Below are 15,412 nucleotides of genomic sequence, written 5' to 3' on the forward strand. Positions count from 1 at the left end.
TCAGCCGGCGTCACTCGTCCCGATATCGAGCGGATCCGCCACGACGAGCGCCTCGACGACCGCACCGCCGACGCGTGCGGCGTTCTCGATACCCAGCGCGAGACTGGCGGGATTCCCGTCGAAACTTTCCGCGACCGACTGGCCGGGCGCCGCCCGATCGTAGTTCGAGACGGCGCGGACGCTCAGGTACCGGTGGCGCAGTCCGAACCGCTCGAGGGCCGTCGCCGTCGCGGCATCTTCCATCTGGGTCGTCACGTAGGGGCCAACGCCGTACTGCTCGCAGAGCCACTGAACCTCCCGCGCGTAGCGGGGTCCGTGCCAGAACTCGTCGCCGCAGACGGTCGTCCCCCGTTCGATCGTCGGTCCCGAATCGGGGGCGTTCGGATACGATCGCTGGTAGTCCCGAGCGTCGGCGTCCTCACGCAGGTTGACGTCTCGGGCGCCCTCGAGCGCGCAGTCGACGACGGTCTCCTCGAGTCGGTGGACGTAGTCCCGTGGCCGGTACGCGAGGAGATCGATGGGGCGCTCCTCGATGGAGTGCTCCTCGGTGGATGCTTCCGACACGAAATCCATCCCAGCGGCGTCGGATCCGTGATCCCACCGTTGCTTTCGGTCCCAGTCGACGACGGCGTCCGCGATCGCGACCGAGCCGAGCGCCGTCGTCTCCGGCGACGAGCCGGCGATACCGCAGGAGACGATGTACGTCGACTCGAGATCGAGTCCCGGACTCGACAGAATGGCGGTGACGGTCGTCGCCGCGTCGCTCTTGCCGATGCCGGTGGTCGTGACGGCGATCCCGGAGTCGGTCACGTAGACGGGCGTCTCCGCGCCCGGTATCTCGAGGGCGTCGGCGGGGTCGTCGCGCTCGAGCCACGGTCGGCGTTCGTCGAGCGGGTCCTCGAACGCGGCGGTGAGGACCAACGCGTCGGGAGCGATCGGATCGTCCGGATCCGGGTCTCGAGGCTTTGGCAATGGTCTGTCAGTTGGAGTCATGGCTGGTTTGCACGGAACAAGTGATTGCGTTGCATACCTCTCTCGTTGCGTGGAAGGACTTGGTACATGTGAAGTAACGTATTACATGTAATGTAACGGACCTGGAGTCGCCTCGGATTCACGGCGCAACCGAAACACCTTCTAAATCCGCCTTCCTTCTCCGGCTGTGACCGACGAGGATCTCACGGTCGACGACGAGATCGTCGCTCGAGCCCGGATTCACGCCCGTGAGATCTGTCGCGAGTACGACCTCGAGATCGACCGTTCGTCCCTCGAGTGGGAGGTCACCACGCGCGCCCGTCGCCGCGCGGGGGCCTGCCGGTGGAACGCGAGTCGAGAGGTCGCGACGATCGTGCTCACCCGCCAGGCGTACGAACGCTACGCGTGGGAGACGTTTGCGGGCGTCGTCAGACACGAACTCGTCCACGCCTGGGAGTTCCAGCGCTACGGCGAGTCGGGCCACGGCTCGCGATTTCGCGACCAGGCGGCGCGACTCGAGGCACCCAGACACTGCGAGACGTTTTCGGACCCGCGGTACGTCCTCCGCTGTCTCGCGACCGACTGCGACTGGTCGGCGAGACGCCACCGGGCCTCGAAGCCGGTGAAATCGCCCGACCAGTATCGCTGCGGGACCTGCGGCGGCGACCTCGAGGTCGAACACGCCGACAGCGGACGGACGTGGACGTCCGCGAGCGGGTTCGGCGGGACGAAGGCGGCGCTCGGTGATGATTGGTGAGGTGCGAGGTGCGACCAGCGGGAGCATCTCGAAATGGCGAGCGGGGAGCGGAGCGACCCGCGAGCAGCGAGATTCTCACTCCGTTCGAATCTCGAACTAGCGAGGGACGACCAGCGGGAGTCCCGTTCGGAACGGCGAGTCGCCCGCGGAACACTTATTCGAGTGCCCCTGCCTGTTTCAGCTATGGGAATACTCGAGTTGATGCTGGGCCAGTCGGGACCCGGCGAACAGGGAGTCGAGGGACGGTCGTACAAACTGCCGAAAGAGACCCACGACTTCGTCTATCCCATCGCCGTGCGCCCGCGGGAACTCGAGGCCTTCGCCGAACTCCTCGAGACCGAGCGCGACGCGCCGTCGCTCGAGGACAACACCGACGAACTGCAGGACGTCTTCGACGACGTGCTCGGCGACGTCGAGATCGACGCCTCGGAACTGGCCGAACGACAGCGAAAGCCGCGACTCGAGACCGAAGCGATCGTCGACCACTGGCGCGACCAGGTCACCGAGGATATCGGCGTCGTCTACGCTCGCGTGGACACGTATCCGACGCTACTGTCGTTCGTCAAACGCTGTAAACAGCGCGACGGGCAGGCCGACGACCCGTTCGAACTCCCCGAGAGCTTCGCCGACGGAGCCGCGTTACTGAAGCGACTCGAGACCGCGACGAACGATCAGTATCGGGCCGTCGTCCACACTGATCAACTCCCGCCCGAGAAGTAAGACGGCGGTCGTGGACTCGCGCCGGTTAATCGGCCGTCGTTCCCCGTTCGGAAGCCACACGGCGAGTCCACCACCATCGATTCGCGGCGTAAACCGTCGCTACCACTAGCGTTCCAACGAAACCGAGGAGCCACGCGAGCGCACCGTAGCCGACGGTGACGTTCCCGTACGGTCCGATGATGTCCTGCGGTGGTTCGATTGCGAACGGCCCGAAGTGGACGACGGTGACGACGAGACAGACCGCGCCCAGCAGGACGGCCCAGTATCCCGCCCCGACTCGCTCCGTGAGCGTCAGAGAGAGCCCGACCGCCACGAGCGGGTAAACCACGAGGGTGTAGGTGAACACCGTAACCTCGGGAATCAGCGGCCAGCCGACGTGATTTCCTCGAACGACGTGATCGACGTGGTGTCCGATTCCGAAGACCGTCGCGAGGACGATCAGCGCGTAAAGCCGCGTATCGACGCTGCCCGGGCTCGACTGTTCACTCTTGCGGCGAGGGGGCGTGTTGCTGGATGGCTCGAACATAGCCAGAATCACTCGAGCGGGGTGGGAATATATGTCCCCAACATGTTAGCTTCTACTGTGTCGAATCACACCGAACCGATCGCCAGCGATCCGAGACCGAGCGCTAACGATCCCGTTTCCCTTTCCGCTCCGGGCCGGTCAGAAACCACTTGACCAGCGCCGCTTCGCCTCGGCGGAGCGTCGTGCTCGCCGTCGCCTTGTCGATCTCGAGCGTTTCGGCCAGCTCCGCCAGCGTGCACTCCCTCGGAATTTCGAAGTAGCCTTCTCGAATCGCAGCCTCGAGGAGCTCTCGCTGGCGGTCGGTCAGTAACGCGCCCGAGTCAGTCGTGCTGACTACCGATTGCAGTTCGAACGCGACGCCCGCCGCCTCGAGCGTCGTCCGCAGTTGCTCGAGTTCCTCGCGCGTTCCGGTGAGGTCGAACTTGAACCGGCCGTTCCGGGCGACGACCGGAAACTCGACGGGCAACGACGACAACTCGACGAACCCGTAGAGATCCGTGTGGGTCGTCTCGTACTTGCTGAGCACGCGCCTTTCGGTCGACTCCAGCAGTTCAAACTGGGTGATCCCGGGGTGAGCGCACAGCGCGTCGACAACCGTCTCCGGCTTGTCCGCGCGTATCTCCCCGAGTTCGATCGCCGTCTCGCCCATCTGGTAGCCCGCCAGAAGCGTGAACGTCGCGTCGGGAAACATTCGTGAAACGTCCCGCAGCCACACCCCCTCGGGGAGATCGATCAGAAACTGTGCACGGATCATGGGCCGGTACTGGCGGTCTCCGAAGGTCCGTCGACAGCGGATTTGTGTTCGTCTTCGGCGAGCTGACAGCGGCCGATCGAGCGTAGCACCAACATGTTAGGGTCACTGACAAGCTCGCTCTCCACGATTATGAGCGTAATGAAAGCGCAAGAGCACAGCGTCGACGAGGTGAACGAACGGAAAGTGACCGCCGAACGTGACGAGGAGTTCGTGGTCTTCCACATCGGCATGCGGATCAACTCGTTCTGGAAGATTCATCGCTGGCTCCCGCTGGTGCTCGTCGCACCGCGGATGGTCCGCGAACTGGTCGCCGATCCGGAGTCGGGGCTGCTCGGCAGCCGAACGGTGGTCGGACCCGGTATCCGCAATATCGGCTTCGTCCAGTACTGGGAGTCGTTCGACGCGCTCGAAGCGTACGCTCGCGACAGCGACCGATTACACTTCCCCGCCTGGCAGGAGTACTACAAAGACGGGACCAAAACGGACGGTGCAGTCGGAATCTGGCACGAAACCTATCTCGTCGATGCGGATGAGTACGAGACCGTCTACAACAACATGCCGGCGCACGGACTCGCAGCGTGCGACGAAACTGAAATCGTGTCTGCAAGGGAACACCGGAAGACGGCCGCTGGCCGGTTGGGTCGGACTGACGAGACGAACGGTCTTGCGGGCGCCAGTGATTCGCCCTGAACGTGCAGTTAGTAAATGACGGTGTCGAAGGCCTCGAGCGACGACAGTTCGTGCGTCGGTTCGTGCTCGACGCCGTCGCGGTCGTCGCGACCGAGGTCGATCCAGGCCGAATCGATCCCCATCGCGTTCGCGCCCGCGATATCGGCGTGCAGGGAATCGCCGACGTGGATCGCGGCGTCGGGCGAGACCCCGAGTTCGTCCAGTGCGTACTCGAACGGGGCTGCGTTCGGTTTCGGGTGGATCCCCGCGCTCGGTTCGGTGAAGACGCGAACGTCGAAGACGTCCGCGATGTCGAGCGTCTCGAGTTTCTGCGTCTGCGTCGGCCGGCCGCCGTTGGTGATCAGTCCGACCGGGCCACACTCGCGGGCGCGCTCGAGCGCCGTCTCTGCGCCGGGACGAAATCGGACGGCGGTCGGGTCCTGTAACTCGAGATACTGCGCGGCGAGCGCGGGAGCAATCTCGGTATCGAGATCGGTCTCCGCGCGGTCGACGACCGCGCCGAACAGGTTCCCGTAGAACTCGCGATCCGTCTCGGCCGTCGGCAGCGACGGCACGGCCGCTCGCAGGTCCGCGGGCGTACAGAACGGCTCGCAGCCGACTCGGTCGAACGCGGACTCGAGCAGCGTCGCGCCGTCCTGCGTGGGTTCACAGAGCGTCTGATCGAGATCGAAACAGATCGCGTCGTACGCAGCCATATCCCGGGAATAGGACGGCGAGCGTTCTCAACGTTTCGGGGGTGTGCCTACCCGCTTATACCGTGCTGACGACCCCACCGACGTACCTTCGGTGGGGGATCTCGGAGCCGAGCGCAGGCGCGACCGACCGCCGACCGATCCGCAGCCGTTATTTTCGCGGCGGTTCCTGTCAACGTATGAACGTCGTCAAACGAGTCCACGTCGTGCCCCTCGGCTACGAGTACGACCGGATCGTCGAGCCGATCAGGGCACAACGGGCCGACCTCGTCTACCTGCTCGCGGACGACCGAACCGACAATAGCGGGGACTCAGTCGACAGCGACCGCCCCAACGTAGAGTCCACCGGTACCAATTCCACCGACGGTGACGCCGCAGTCACCGCCGACTACCACGACGATCTCCGGGCCGAACTCGAGTCGGCCGTCCCCGACGTCGAGACGCGACGCTGCGATCTGGGCGACGTCTACGCCGTTCTCGGCGAGGTGACGACGATCGCGGCGGAACACGCCGAGGACACTGTCTCGGTCAACGTCTCCGGCGCGGGGACGATCCCCGCAATCGGCGCGACGATGGCTTGTATGGACGTCTCGACGGACGCACACGCCTACTACGTCCAGCCGTCCGACTACGCTCACGAGGGCGAACGCGAGCCGATCTCGACCGGCGTCGCGGAGACCGAACGCCTCCCGACGTATCCGATCGACTCGCCGACGCCCGATCAGGTCGCGATCATGGGCTTTCTCGCCGATCCAGACGCGTGGGACGGCTATCACGAGGCCAGAACCAGTCCGCCGAAGAAGAAAGACCTGATCGGGTACGCTCGAGATCGGAATCTCTCGTTCATGGCCGATCGTCGACCGCCGGCGGAACGCGGCGGCGAGGACAAGGGTGCCTTCCGCGTGCTCGATACGCACGTGCTGGACCCGCTCGAGGCCGACGGTTACGTGACCATCGAGTCGGTGGGTCGCCGCCGCGTGGTCGAACTTACCGAGCAGGGGACCAACGCCTACCGCGCGTTCAAGCACAAACTCGCCGACGACTAAGTCGGCGGTCGAACGGAAGCGCCACGGCCGAAAACGGCGATGCGCCGAAGATCGAACGGCACTGCGGATCTGGAGGACCGAACCGCCAGCGGAGACGGAACGAGTGGCCGGCCGATGGCACCGGAATCGGCCGAGTGGAGGACCGCGGTCAGCGGAGAATCAGTGCCGAGCAAGCGTCCTACCCGTCGTCCTCGACGCCCGCGCCGAGGACCGTTCCCAGCCGGGCGAACTCGAGGTCGGCCTCGAGTCGCTCGGCGTGGGCCCGAAGCGCGGCTTCGTCGAGTCCCCCCTCGCCGTCGTCGCGACCGGAATCGGTCGCTCGAGCGAGGAGGAACGGCGCGGCGTCGGCGAGCGACGAGCCGGGAAGCTCGGGGCCGACGACACTCCCGCGTTCGGCCGCGGCGAGGAGTTCGCGGACGACGATCAGTCGCCGTCGCAACGATCGAATCTCCTCGGGAGCCGCGGGCGAGCCGACCTGAGCCGCAAGCAACTCGTCGGCCGCGATCACGCAGTCCGGATCGACCTCAAAGGCCGCTTCGAGGCGCTCGCGCTCGAGCGCTCGAGCGTCGGTCCGACGGCAGGCGAGTCGAACGGCCCCCAGGACGGCTGCCGTTCGGCCGTACCGTCGCGACGCGAGGTCGCCCGCGTGGTCGAACGCCGCACGAGCGACGGGGGTGACCGCGTCGACCTCGAGTCGACGAGTCGCCTGGTCTACCGTCAGTCCGTTCCGTGCAGGGGAGTGTCGCTGGCCCATATCTGAACAGTCACGCGAAGAGACATTATTCACTTCTAAGAGAGTGTTCTAACAATCGAAACTGTCGCTACCTTCGTTACTAACGACACTATCTTACTATCGAGCTCGAGCGGAGGCGAACGCTGCTCCGATCTTCGGATCAGCAGCCACAACTGACGCTACTGTTTGGGAAGAACCGCCCTCGAGTCGACCGATTTCGGCTCGAACCCTGAATCAGATCCGGTTACGTGTGCCGATCCCGCCTGCGGCATTCGCCACGTTCAAGCCGGTTCCCTTCGACGGTCGATTTATGACGCGATCTGTCTGGGTAAAAGCCGACGACACGGTCGGCGACTGGGACGACCGCCGTGGCCGGATCACTGCCGCCCTCGAGTCGGGTGCGGACTGGGTACTGGTCGACGAGGACGACGTCGCTCGCGTGCGCGAACTCGGCGACATCAACGTCGCGGCGTTCCGAACCGACGGCGACGTGACGCTGGTCGACGACATCGACGACGCGGAAGCCGACAGCGAGGAGAGCGAACCGACCGCGAAACCCGACGCCGTCGTCGTCGGGAAGGAAGGTGAGGGTGACGCGACTATCGACCTCCCCGAGGACTTCTCCGGCTCGGCGGACCTCTCGACGCTTCGCCGACGTGACGGCGACCTCGAGCGTGGCGCGTACATCCGTATTCTGGGCCAGGAGTACGAACAGTTCGCCGAAGCCGCCGCCGACGAGGCCGACTACACCATCGTCGTCGGCGAGGACTGGACGATCATCCCTCTCGAAAACCTGATCGCCCGCATCGGCGAGGAGACCGACCTCGTCGCGGGCGTCACCAGCGCCGAGGAGGCCAAGACGGCGTTCGAGACGCTCGAGATCGGCGCTGATTCGGTCCTGCTGGATTCGGACGATCCGGACCAGATCCGCGAGACCGTCGAGGTCCGCGACGAGGCCGAACGCGAGTCGCTCGACCTCCAGTACGCCGACGTGCTCGACGTCGAACAGATCGGCAGCGCCGACCGGGTCTGCGTCGATACGGGCAGCCTGCTGGAACACGACGAGGGGATGCTCGTCGGCTCGATGGCCCGCGGGCTCGTCTTCGTCCACGCCGAGACTGCCGAATCGCCCTACGTCGCCTCCCGGCCGTTCCGGGTCAACGCGGGGGCCGTCCACGCCTACGTGCGCACGCCCGACGGCGGCACGAAGTACCTCTCGGAGCTCCAGAGCGGCGACGAGGTACAGATCGTCGACACCGCCGGCAACACCCGCGAGGCGATCGTCGGCCGCGTCAAGATCGAGAAACGGCCGATGTTCCGCGTCGCCCTCGAGACCGAAGACGGCGACCGCATCGAAACCCTCCTGCAGAACGCGGAGACGATCAAGGTCCCGACGCGGGACGGACGGACGGCGGTCACCGACCTCGAGGCCGGCGACGAACTGCTGCTCTACTACGAGGATACGGCGCGACACTTCGGCGAAGCCGTCGAGGAGAGCATCATCGAAAAGTAACGGTACTGGACGGTAGTAGCGGGATCGATTACGTCAATCGACAGAGAACACAATTCTGACGCGCGAAACGGGTTCAGTTACGGACGAGGCGGCGTTTCCTGCTCGGACTTCTCGGCATCGACGGGCGCTTCGTCGTCCGCCGGATCGACCGGCTCGAGGCGGGTCGTACACCAGTGACAGAACGTGAGATCCGCGTCGAGTTCCTTCCCGCACTGCGGGCAGGACGGGCCGTCGCTCGACTCGGAGCCGTTCGGCGGGAAGCCGACCGCTCTGAAGGTGGCGTCGATGGCCGCGAAGAGGGCGATAAACATGATGAAGAACTGCGCCATCGTGTCGGTCTGGGTGTTCGCGATGTCCATTCCTTCCGAAAACGTCGCAGCGTCGACCATCTGATCGATCGGGAAGAAAAACCAGACCGCCGAGAAGTAGAGCCCGGCGAACACCAGCGCACGGAGCCAGTCCCGAATCAAGGCGTGGCCTGCACCGGGGAGGAAGATCGAGAGGCCGCCGGCGAACAGCGCGCGAAGCCATGTCATCGTACGTGGTGCTAGGGGACCCCGCCCCTTAACATTCCGATTTTCTCCGCGGCGTGACTGATCGGCTACGACGATAGTTCCGAAACGAGGGTCGACAGCGTCTCGAGGTCGTACTGCCCCGGCGCAGTCGCATCCGCAGCATCCACAGGCGCATAGCCAATTTTCGACCCGTACACGGGCGCCACGGCACGCGTATGGCTCCCCGGGTCGCCCATCGCCATCGTCGCCACCGTATCTCCGTGAGCGGTCACCTGCTCGGTCGCCGCCAGCAACGCGAGGGTGTCCTTCTTCGACTCCGCAGTGACGGCCATCTTCGACACGTCGGCGTGTTTGGCTGCCTCCGTCAGGGTCGATGCGATCTCGCCTCGAGAGGGCGTCCCCTCGAAATCGTGGGCCGATGCGATCACCGACACGTCACGATCACGCGCGGTCTCCACCACCGCTTCGGCGTCACCGTCGAGTATCGACTCGAGTTCGATATCGATCGCTTCGACGGCATCGAACCCGGTCGCTTCGGCGAGCACAGCGAGTCGCTCCTCGTCGTCCTCCTCCCACTCCCCACCTTCCCAGACGGCCCTGTTCGTCGCGAGAATCGGCAACTCGCCGTTGTAGTTCTCGAGCGCGGCCAATGGCTCGTCCGTCAGATCCATCCGGAACTCGATCGCATCCGCGTGCTCGCGGGCGACGGGTTCCTCGTTCAGGTCGGCGGTCGACGCGGCCAGCACGAACTTCTCGAAGTCGAGACTCATGACCGAACGTAGCGGCGAGAGCGAGAAAAACGGTGTCGTTTCGGCGAGTTACGCCAGTCCGAGCGTCTCCTCGGCCTCGAGGAGTTCGTGGTACCGGTTCCGAATCGTCACTTCGGAGATGTCGGCGACGTCGCTGACGGCGGCCTGCGTGGTCTTTTCGTTGGTCAACAGTGCGGCGGCGTACACCGCGGCGGCCGCGAGGCCGACCGGCGACTTGCCGCTGTGGACGCCCTTCTCCTTGGCGTTCTGGAGGAGGCCGCGGGCGCGGTGTTCGGCCTCGTCGGAGAGGTCGAGTCCCGAAGCGAAGCGGGGAACGTAGCTCTCGGGGTCGGCCGGCTGGACCTCGAGGCCCAGTTCGCGGACGACGTAGCGGTAGGTGCGAGCGATCTCGTTTTTCTCGACGCGGGAGACGTCGGCGATCTCGTCGAGGCTCCGGGGGACGCCGGCCTGACGGGCGGCGGCGTAGACACAGGAGGTGGAGACGCCCTCGATGGAGCGGCCGGGGAGCAGGTCCTCGTCCAGTGCGCGACGGTAGATGACGGACGCGGTCTCGCGAACGTTCGTCGGCAGTCCGAGCGCGCTCGCCATTCGGTCGATCTCGCCCAGCGCCTGTTTCAGGTTGCGCTCCTTCGAGTCGCGGGTGCGGAAGCGCTCGTTCCACTTGCGCAGGCGCTGCATCTTCTCGCGCTGCCGGGAGCCAAGCGAGTTGCCGTAGGCGTCCTTGTTCCGCCAGTCGATGTTCGTCGACAGCCCCTTGTCGTGCATCGTGTTCGTCGTGGGCGCGCCCACGCGGGACTTCTCGTTCTTCTCTGCGGCGTCGAACGCGCGCCATTCCGGCCCGCGGTCGACCGAGTCCTCCTCGACGACCAGGCCGCAGTCCTCACAGACGGTTTCGCCGTGTTCGTCGTCGACGACCAACTGCCCCGTACATTCGGGGCAAGCGAGGTCGCTCTGTTCCGATTCGTTCGTCTCTTCGTTCGATTCTCGTTCGGTACGCCGTACTCTGGTGCTCGATGGTGTGTTAGTCATACGATGGCGAGTGCTGACCGGCCGAACTGACTGCAAAAGCCCGGACGGGTTCGTTACCTACCCCGTTCTGATACTCGAGGGTTAAGGGTTTCGGAATCGCGGGCCGACACCTCTCGAAAGCGGATAATTCGGGCGAACTAGTATGATCGATCAGAACAGTTACGCGGCGAAGCGGGTCCGAACCGGCACTCCCAAAGTTGGGCCGTTCGAACGACGGATATGGACGTCGCAGTCGGGAGTACGAACCCGGTCAAGGTAGACGCGGTCGAACGAACGCTCGAGCGATATCAGCCGTCGGTGTCCGCAGTCGCCGTCGACTCGGGCGTCCCCGAACAGCCGTGGTCGGTCGAGGAAACCGTGACGGGTGCCGAAAACCGCGCTCGACGAGCGCTCGCGGCGACCGACGCCGACTACGGGGTCGGTCTCGAGGGCGGCGTCGCCCGAATCGAGGGCGTCCCCAGTCTCTCGTTGATCATGTGGGCCGCCGCAACCGACGGCGACCGACTGGAACGCGGCGGCGGTCCCACGCTTTCACTCCCCGGCGACGTCGCTCGTCGGCTCGAGGACGGAGCCGAACTGGGACCGGTGATGGACGACCGACACGGAACCGACGGAATCGCCGAACGCGACGGTGCGGCCGGCATCCTGACCGACGGGCTGACGAACCGTTCGCAAGCGCTGAGCGAAGCGGTCGCGTGTGCTGTCGGTCCGTTCGTCACCGATGACTCGCTTACTAGCCAACTGTAACGCGTCGTCGGCGTTTTCAGTCGACGGACTGTCAGTAGTCTCGGCGAGACCCGTTCGGCTGTCAGTACCGTCAAGAATTAACGATAATATGGTAAAGTTGACGTTCTCTCACTATAGAGGTTCGTTAGAAGATATATATTAACCGAACGTACCAACGAAAGCTTTCTGCCCCGTTATGCATCCATTACTCACTGAAAAAACCGCATGCAGGCGGAGGGTTAACCGCACGTACCAAACCCCCTAAGGGCATTCTCGGCATTGAGTCGTGTATGAGCACTGCACTAACCGCGGACCTCACGAGTAAACAGCGCCAGATCCTCCAGTATCTCCGCAATAACGCCGGAACGAAGACGTATTTTAAATCCCGCCTCATCGGCAAAGAACTCGGCATGACGGCCAAGGAGGTCGGCTCGAATATCACCGCCCTGCAGGACGGCAACTACGACATCGAGATCGAGAAGTGGGGCTACTCTTCGAGCACGACGTGGAAAGTCAACGCGTAACGGATCACCGCCGGCCAGTCACGCACGCTGGCCTGCACACGACGGTTCTCCGCGTGTTACGTCGGATTCCTCGTTCGTCGACCGCTTTTTGACGGCTCGCTACGTCCCCTCGAGCGACAGATGTCGCTGCCAATACTGTTCGACATGGACGGAGTGATCCTCGAGGGTCCCGGCACCGATCCGCAGGTGTACGCCGACGCGGCCGACGCAGCCCTCGACGAACTCGGCGCCGAGCCGACGCCGGCACAGCGAGCCGATCTCAGACGGCACGACCTCGAGCACATCAGGGATCACTGCGACGCGCTGGGTATCGACGCCGCGGCGTTCTGGAGGCTGAAAGACGAGTACGCGTCGGAGACGAGCCACGAACTGATTCGGTCGGGCGAGCGCGGGCTGTACAACGATATCGACGCGCTCGCCGGGCTAGCCGATCGGACCACACTCGGGCTCGTCACGAACAACCGGCACGCGACCGCCGAATTCGTCGCCGACTACGTCCCCGTCGAGTTCGACGTCGTCCGCGGTCGCCGGCCGACGTTCGACGACTTTCGGAGAAAGAAACCCGAACCCAACTTCATCGACGACGCGCTCTCGGAACTCGGTGTCGACAACGGGTGCTACGTCGGCGACTCGCACAAAGACGTCACGGCCGGGCGAGCGGCGGGTCTCGAGCCGATCTACCTCCGTCGCCCACACAACCGCCACGTCGATCAACCGACCGAGGCCGCCGCGGTCGTCGACTCGCTCGCGGCGCTCCCGGTGGTCGTCGAAACGATCTGAACGGCGTGAACGGCGTCGCGTTCGAACAGTAATACGCGCTTACCGGCGGTACAAGCTCCTTACCCGTCGTAGACGACGAACTGATCGGCGTTCCGAGCGAGCTGTCGCGCCGCCTCTCCGAAGGAATCGGCGTGGCGGACGACCAGAATCAGGACCGTCTCGGGGCGTTCGACGGCGTAGCCGTCCTCGCGCGAGAGCAGGCCGGCCCCCTCGAGTTCGCCGGCGTACTTGCTCACCGTCGGCGGCGAGACGTCGAGGGCCGTCGCGAGGTCGCCGGCCGTCGCGTCCGGCGTCGAGAGGAGTTCGATCAACATCCCGCGGGGCGTATCTCGGCGGAGATAGCCGAGCGTCTGCTTTTCGAACTCGTCGAACCGATCCGCGAGGACGAACCGCTTGTAATCGCCGTCTCGGAAGCGTTCGATCGCGTCGAGTTCCTCGAGTCGGCGCAGGTGGTGTTGGGTCTCTCCCGTGCCGAGTTGGAGGTCGTCTCGGATCTTCGAGAAGTGCGCGCCGGGCGTGGTAGAGAGATAGCCGGCGATCGCGTCGCGGGCGTCGCTCTCGCCCGTATCGGCTGCTGCAGAATCGGAGAGGCCGGCCAGCGGTGCCGCAGCACCGAGCGCTGCGAACCGGCGCAGGGTCGCTCGTTTGTCGTCGTCGACCCCATCGGAACTCGTCATGAACTACCTACCAACCGAAACGTGGCGGGACGTAAAACAGGTTTCGCTCCGCTTTCTTCACCGAGAACGGAGTGTCTGGAATCTATGAACTCTTGCCGGAGTCGGCGTCGCCGGCGAACTCCTGGTCCATCTCTTCGATGACGTCGTCGGGATCGGAGATCGTGCCGGCGTCTTTGCCCTCTTTGATCGCCTGGGCTTCCTGCTCCATCGCTTCGAGGTCCATCTCGGCTTCCTCGTCGATCTCGCCGATGATTTCGGCGATATCGTCGAGCCCGATCAGTTCGCGCGTCTCCTCGTCAAAGTCGAGACTCTGGAGCGAATCGCCGTCTTCCTTGACGTCGCTACCCGAGAGGTGCTTGCCGTAACGGCCGACCATCGAGGTGAGCTCCTGGGGCATGACGAACGTCGTCGAGTCGCTCTGGCCGATCTCGGCGAGCGTCTCCATCCCCTGATCGATGATGGCGCGTTCGCCCATCGATTCGGCGGATTTCGCGCGCAGTACGGTCGAAATCGAGTCACCCTGCGCTTCGAGGATCTGGCTCTGCTTTTCACCCTGGGCACGGATGATCTCGCTCTGTTTGTCACCCTCTGCCTTCTCGACGGCACTGCGGCGTTCACCCTGGGCCTCGAGAATCATGGCGCGGCGTTTCCGCTCGGCGGAGGTCTGTTGCTCCATCGCGCGCTGGACGTCCTTCGAGGGGTTGACCTCACGGACCTCCACCGACTCGACGCGGATCCCCCACTCGTCGGTGGGTTCGTCGAGTTCCTGGCGGATGCGCGCGTTGATCTCCTGGCGCTTGTTGAGCGTGTCGTCCAGTTCCATGTCACCCAGGACGGCACGCAGGGTGGTCTGGGCGAGGTTCGAGGTCGCCCGCTTGTAGTCGTCGACCTGGAGGAATGCCTTCTTGGCGTCCATGACCTTGATGTAAACGACGGCGTCGGCGGTCACGGGCGAGTTGTCCCGCGTGATCGCTTCTTGTCGAGGGACGTCCAGCGTCTGCGTTCGCATATCGAACCGATACGTGTTCGAGACGAACGGCGGGACGAAGTTGATACCCGGCTCGAGGAGTTTTCTGTACTCCCCGAAGACAGTGAGCGCACGCTTTTCGTACGCGTCGACGATCTCGATCGCACTGAGCAGTGCGGCGATAACGACGAGGAGGACGAGTGCACCGAGGAATAGCAGTGCACCACCGGTCTGCAATGGGAGTAGTTCTACGACCATAGTTCCGTCTTACGGGGGGGACGGGAAAAACGTTCCCTTATTTCAGTAACATATCGGTCTCCGTGATCGACTCGCCCCGGGGTCTAAACTGACTCGAACCGAGCCGCAATCGGCTCGAGCCCGATCCGTCACTCTCTCAGTTCGATTTCTCCGTCTCAGTCTCCGGCTCTCCATCGGCCTCCACGTCGGCCGTCGGCTGGGACTCCTCGGTGGAGTCGTCGGCATCCGCCGGAGGATCCGAGACGGCAGCACCCTCCGCGAGCGCCCGATCGATCTCGTCTTCGCCGATCGCGCCGAGCGATTCGACTGTGAGCACGTTCCCGCCGCCGGGGTCGAGGACGATCACTTCTTCGCCCTCCTCGATCGTTCCGCTCGTGGTTCGTGCGCTGTAGAAGGGCGCGAACCCGCCTTCGTCGAGTTTGACTTCGCCGTCGCGAGTCGTGACGGTCTCGGTGACGTAGCCCGTCGTGCCCGCGAGCGAACTCGAGTCCGACGTTTGGGCGGTCCCCTTCCCGCCGTAGAAGTCGAACTCGTTGTAGACATAAGCCGCGGCGAGGCCGATGACGAGCGTCAGCCCCGCCAGTACGAACGCGTTGGCGACGGGCGGAAAGATAAGTCCGATGAGCCCCGCACCGACCAGTGCGACGCCGATGACGATGAGATGTGCACCCGGCGAGAGGGCCTCGAGCGCCATCAGGACAAGCCCCACTGAGAGGAGCGCGAGCGGCATGTTCGCGAAGAGGAGTTCGATCATACGTCGAGC

At 64.5% G+C, this 15,412-nt stretch carries 19 protein-coding genes; 8 read left to right on the plus strand and 11 right to left on the minus strand.

The features are described 5' to 3' along the window. Positions 1–993, minus strand: a complete 993-nt coding sequence (locus ACSFC5_RS14720; RefSeq protein ID WP_440765992.1) for a phosphorylase family protein — start codon at positions 991–993, stop codon at positions 1–3. Between the two features lie 166 nt (positions 994–1,159). Between ACSFC5_RS14720 and ACSFC5_RS14725 the strand changes: the two genes are divergently transcribed. Further along, positions 1,160–1,729: a SprT family zinc-dependent metalloprotease gene (locus ACSFC5_RS14725; protein ID WP_440765993.1), complete on the plus strand. Its 570-nt coding sequence runs from the start codon at positions 1,160–1,162 to the stop codon at positions 1,727–1,729. Between the two features lie 183 nt (positions 1,730–1,912). Then, positions 1,913–2,449, plus strand: coding sequence for a hypothetical protein (locus ACSFC5_RS14730; RefSeq protein WP_440765994.1), 537 nt, complete (start codon positions 1,913–1,915; stop codon positions 2,447–2,449). Between the two features lie 25 nt (positions 2,450–2,474). Here the strand turns inward: ACSFC5_RS14730 and ACSFC5_RS14735 are convergent, their stop codons facing one another. Beyond that, complete coding sequence (locus tag ACSFC5_RS14735; protein ID WP_440765995.1) at positions 2,475–2,975, minus strand: hypothetical protein; 501 nt, start codon at positions 2,973–2,975, stop codon at positions 2,475–2,477. Between the two features lie 103 nt (positions 2,976–3,078). Further along, positions 3,079–3,729, minus strand: coding sequence for a helix-turn-helix domain-containing protein (locus ACSFC5_RS14740; RefSeq protein ID WP_440765996.1), 651 nt, complete (start codon positions 3,727–3,729; stop codon positions 3,079–3,081). 138 nt (positions 3,730–3,867) lie between these two features. On the opposite strand from ACSFC5_RS14740, the gene ACSFC5_RS14745 reads away from it, so the two are divergent. Further along, positions 3,868–4,419, plus strand: coding sequence for a DUF4188 domain-containing protein (locus ACSFC5_RS14745; protein ID WP_440765997.1), 552 nt, complete (start codon positions 3,868–3,870; stop codon positions 4,417–4,419). Positions 4,420–4,427: 8 nt separating this feature from the next. Here the strand turns inward: ACSFC5_RS14745 and ACSFC5_RS14750 are convergent, their stop codons facing one another. Continuing rightward, positions 4,428–5,114, minus strand: a complete 687-nt coding sequence (locus ACSFC5_RS14750; protein ID WP_440765998.1) for an HAD family hydrolase — start codon at positions 5,112–5,114, stop codon at positions 4,428–4,430. Positions 5,115–5,290: 176 nt separating this feature from the next. Here ACSFC5_RS14750 and ACSFC5_RS14755 point away from each other — a divergent pair, with 176 nt between their 5' ends. Continuing rightward, positions 5,291–6,157 (plus strand): HFX_2341 family transcriptional regulator domain-containing protein, encoded by an 867-nt coding sequence (locus ACSFC5_RS14755; protein ID WP_440765999.1) that lies wholly within the window; start codon positions 5,291–5,293, stop codon positions 6,155–6,157. A gap of 178 nt (positions 6,158–6,335) precedes the next feature. Here the strand turns inward: ACSFC5_RS14755 and ACSFC5_RS14760 are convergent, their stop codons facing one another. After that, a complete protein-coding gene (locus tag ACSFC5_RS14760) occupies positions 6,336–6,911 on the minus strand; it encodes a hypothetical protein (protein ID WP_440766000.1) in 576 nt (191 codons plus the stop codon). A 289-nt stretch (positions 6,912–7,200) separates the two neighbouring features. Here ACSFC5_RS14760 and ACSFC5_RS14765 point away from each other — a divergent pair, with 289 nt between their 5' ends. Further along, positions 7,201–8,403 carry a 3-dehydroquinate synthase II gene (locus ACSFC5_RS14765; RefSeq protein WP_440766001.1) on the plus strand — a complete coding sequence of 401 codons (1,203 nt, stop codon included), beginning with the start codon at positions 7,201–7,203 and terminating at the stop codon, positions 8,401–8,403. 77 nt (positions 8,404–8,480) lie between these two features. Here the strand turns inward: ACSFC5_RS14765 and ACSFC5_RS14770 are convergent, their stop codons facing one another. The 3 genes from ACSFC5_RS14770 to ACSFC5_RS14780 all read right to left on the minus strand — a co-directional run bounded on the left by ACSFC5_RS14770 (position 8,481) and on the right by ACSFC5_RS14780 (position 10,717). Continuing rightward, positions 8,481–8,939, minus strand: coding sequence for a DUF7575 domain-containing protein (locus ACSFC5_RS14770; protein WP_440766002.1), 459 nt, complete (start codon positions 8,937–8,939; stop codon positions 8,481–8,483). 65 nt (positions 8,940–9,004) lie between these two features. Next, positions 9,005–9,688 carry a type I 3-dehydroquinate dehydratase gene (locus ACSFC5_RS14775; protein ID WP_440766003.1) on the minus strand — a complete coding sequence of 228 codons (684 nt, stop codon included), beginning with the start codon at positions 9,686–9,688 and terminating at the stop codon, positions 9,005–9,007. Between the two features lie 48 nt (positions 9,689–9,736). After that, complete coding sequence (locus ACSFC5_RS14780) at positions 9,737–10,717, minus strand: transcription initiation factor IIB (RefSeq protein WP_090305143.1); 981 nt, start codon at positions 10,715–10,717, stop codon at positions 9,737–9,739. A 219-nt stretch (positions 10,718–10,936) separates the two neighbouring features. Between ACSFC5_RS14780 and yjjX the strand changes: the two genes are divergently transcribed. From yjjX to ACSFC5_RS14795, 3 genes are all read left to right on the plus strand, one after another. After that, a complete protein-coding gene (yjjX, locus tag ACSFC5_RS14785; RefSeq protein WP_440766004.1) occupies positions 10,937–11,464 on the plus strand; it encodes an inosine/xanthosine triphosphatase in 528 nt (175 codons plus the stop codon). Between the two features lie 269 nt (positions 11,465–11,733). Continuing rightward, positions 11,734–11,967, plus strand: a complete 234-nt coding sequence (locus ACSFC5_RS14790) for a DUF7123 family protein (RefSeq protein WP_090305149.1) — start codon at positions 11,734–11,736, stop codon at positions 11,965–11,967. 120 nt (positions 11,968–12,087) lie between these two features. After that, on the plus strand, positions 12,088–12,747 hold the full coding sequence (locus ACSFC5_RS14795; RefSeq protein ID WP_440766005.1) for an HAD family hydrolase: 660 nt from the start codon (positions 12,088–12,090) through the stop codon (positions 12,745–12,747). Between the two features lie 59 nt (positions 12,748–12,806). Here the strand turns inward: ACSFC5_RS14795 and ACSFC5_RS14800 are convergent, their stop codons facing one another. From ACSFC5_RS14800 to ACSFC5_RS14810, 3 genes are all read right to left on the minus strand, one after another. Continuing rightward, positions 12,807–13,424: a winged helix-turn-helix transcriptional regulator gene (locus ACSFC5_RS14800; RefSeq protein WP_440766006.1), complete on the minus strand. Its 618-nt coding sequence runs from the start codon at positions 13,422–13,424 to the stop codon at positions 12,807–12,809. Positions 13,425–13,506: 82 nt separating this feature from the next. Beyond that, entirely contained in the window at positions 13,507–14,649 is a 1,143-nt protein-coding gene (locus ACSFC5_RS14805) for an SPFH domain-containing protein (RefSeq protein ID WP_440766007.1), read from the minus strand. 136 nt (positions 14,650–14,785) lie between these two features. Continuing rightward, entirely contained in the window at positions 14,786–15,403 is a 618-nt protein-coding gene (locus tag ACSFC5_RS14810; RefSeq protein ID WP_440766008.1) for an NfeD family protein, read from the minus strand. Positions 15,404–15,412: the final 9 nt, after the last annotated feature.

Source organism: Natronorubrum marinum (assembly GCF_052040125.1).
In the GTDB taxonomy this organism is placed as follows: domain Archaea; phylum Halobacteriota; class Halobacteria; order Halobacteriales; family Natrialbaceae; genus Natronorubrum.

Coding starts and splice junctions, on each gene's coding strand:
- ACSFC5_RS14775 (WP_440766003.1), bottom strand. CDS start 9,688: ATGAGTCTCGACTTCGAGAAGTTCGTGCTGGCCGCGTCGACCGCCGAC.
- ACSFC5_RS14720 (WP_440765992.1), bottom strand. CDS start 993: ATGACTCCAACTGACAGACCATTGCCAAAGCCTCGAGACCCGGATCCG.
- yjjX (WP_440766004.1), top strand. CDS start 10,937: ATGGACGTCGCAGTCGGGAGTACGAACCCGGTCAAGGTAGACGCGGTC.
- ACSFC5_RS14755 (WP_440765999.1), top strand. CDS start 5,291: ATGAACGTCGTCAAACGAGTCCACGTCGTGCCCCTCGGCTACGAGTAC.
- ACSFC5_RS14730 (WP_440765994.1), top strand. CDS start 1,913: ATGGGAATACTCGAGTTGATGCTGGGCCAGTCGGGACCCGGCGAACAG.
- ACSFC5_RS14795 (WP_440766005.1), top strand. CDS start 12,088: ATGTCGCTGCCAATACTGTTCGACATGGACGGAGTGATCCTCGAGGGT.
- ACSFC5_RS14745 (WP_440765997.1), top strand. CDS start 3,868: ATGAAAGCGCAAGAGCACAGCGTCGACGAGGTGAACGAACGGAAAGTG.
- ACSFC5_RS14800 (WP_440766006.1), bottom strand. CDS start 13,424: ATGACGAGTTCCGATGGGGTCGACGACGACAAACGAGCGACCCTGCGC.
- ACSFC5_RS14810 (WP_440766008.1), bottom strand. CDS start 15,403: ATGATCGAACTCCTCTTCGCGAACATGCCGCTCGCGCTCCTCTCAGTG.
- ACSFC5_RS14770 (WP_440766002.1), bottom strand. CDS start 8,939: ATGACATGGCTTCGCGCGCTGTTCGCCGGCGGCCTCTCGATCTTCCTC.
- ACSFC5_RS14780 (WP_090305143.1), bottom strand. CDS start 10,717: ATGACTAACACACCATCGAGCACCAGAGTACGGCGTACCGAACGAGAA.
- ACSFC5_RS14740 (WP_440765996.1), bottom strand. CDS start 3,729: ATGATCCGTGCACAGTTTCTGATCGATCTCCCCGAGGGGGTGTGGCTG.
- ACSFC5_RS14735 (WP_440765995.1), bottom strand. CDS start 2,975: ATGTTCGAGCCATCCAGCAACACGCCCCCTCGCCGCAAGAGTGAACAG.
- ACSFC5_RS14805 (WP_440766007.1), bottom strand. CDS start 14,649: ATGGTCGTAGAACTACTCCCATTGCAGACCGGTGGTGCACTGCTATTC.
- ACSFC5_RS14790 (WP_090305149.1), top strand. CDS start 11,734: ATGAGCACTGCACTAACCGCGGACCTCACGAGTAAACAGCGCCAGATC.
- ACSFC5_RS14765 (WP_440766001.1), top strand. CDS start 7,201: ATGACGCGATCTGTCTGGGTAAAAGCCGACGACACGGTCGGCGACTGG.
- ACSFC5_RS14750 (WP_440765998.1), bottom strand. CDS start 5,114: ATGGCTGCGTACGACGCGATCTGTTTCGATCTCGATCAGACGCTCTGT.
- ACSFC5_RS14760 (WP_440766000.1), bottom strand. CDS start 6,911: ATGGGCCAGCGACACTCCCCTGCACGGAACGGACTGACGGTAGACCAG.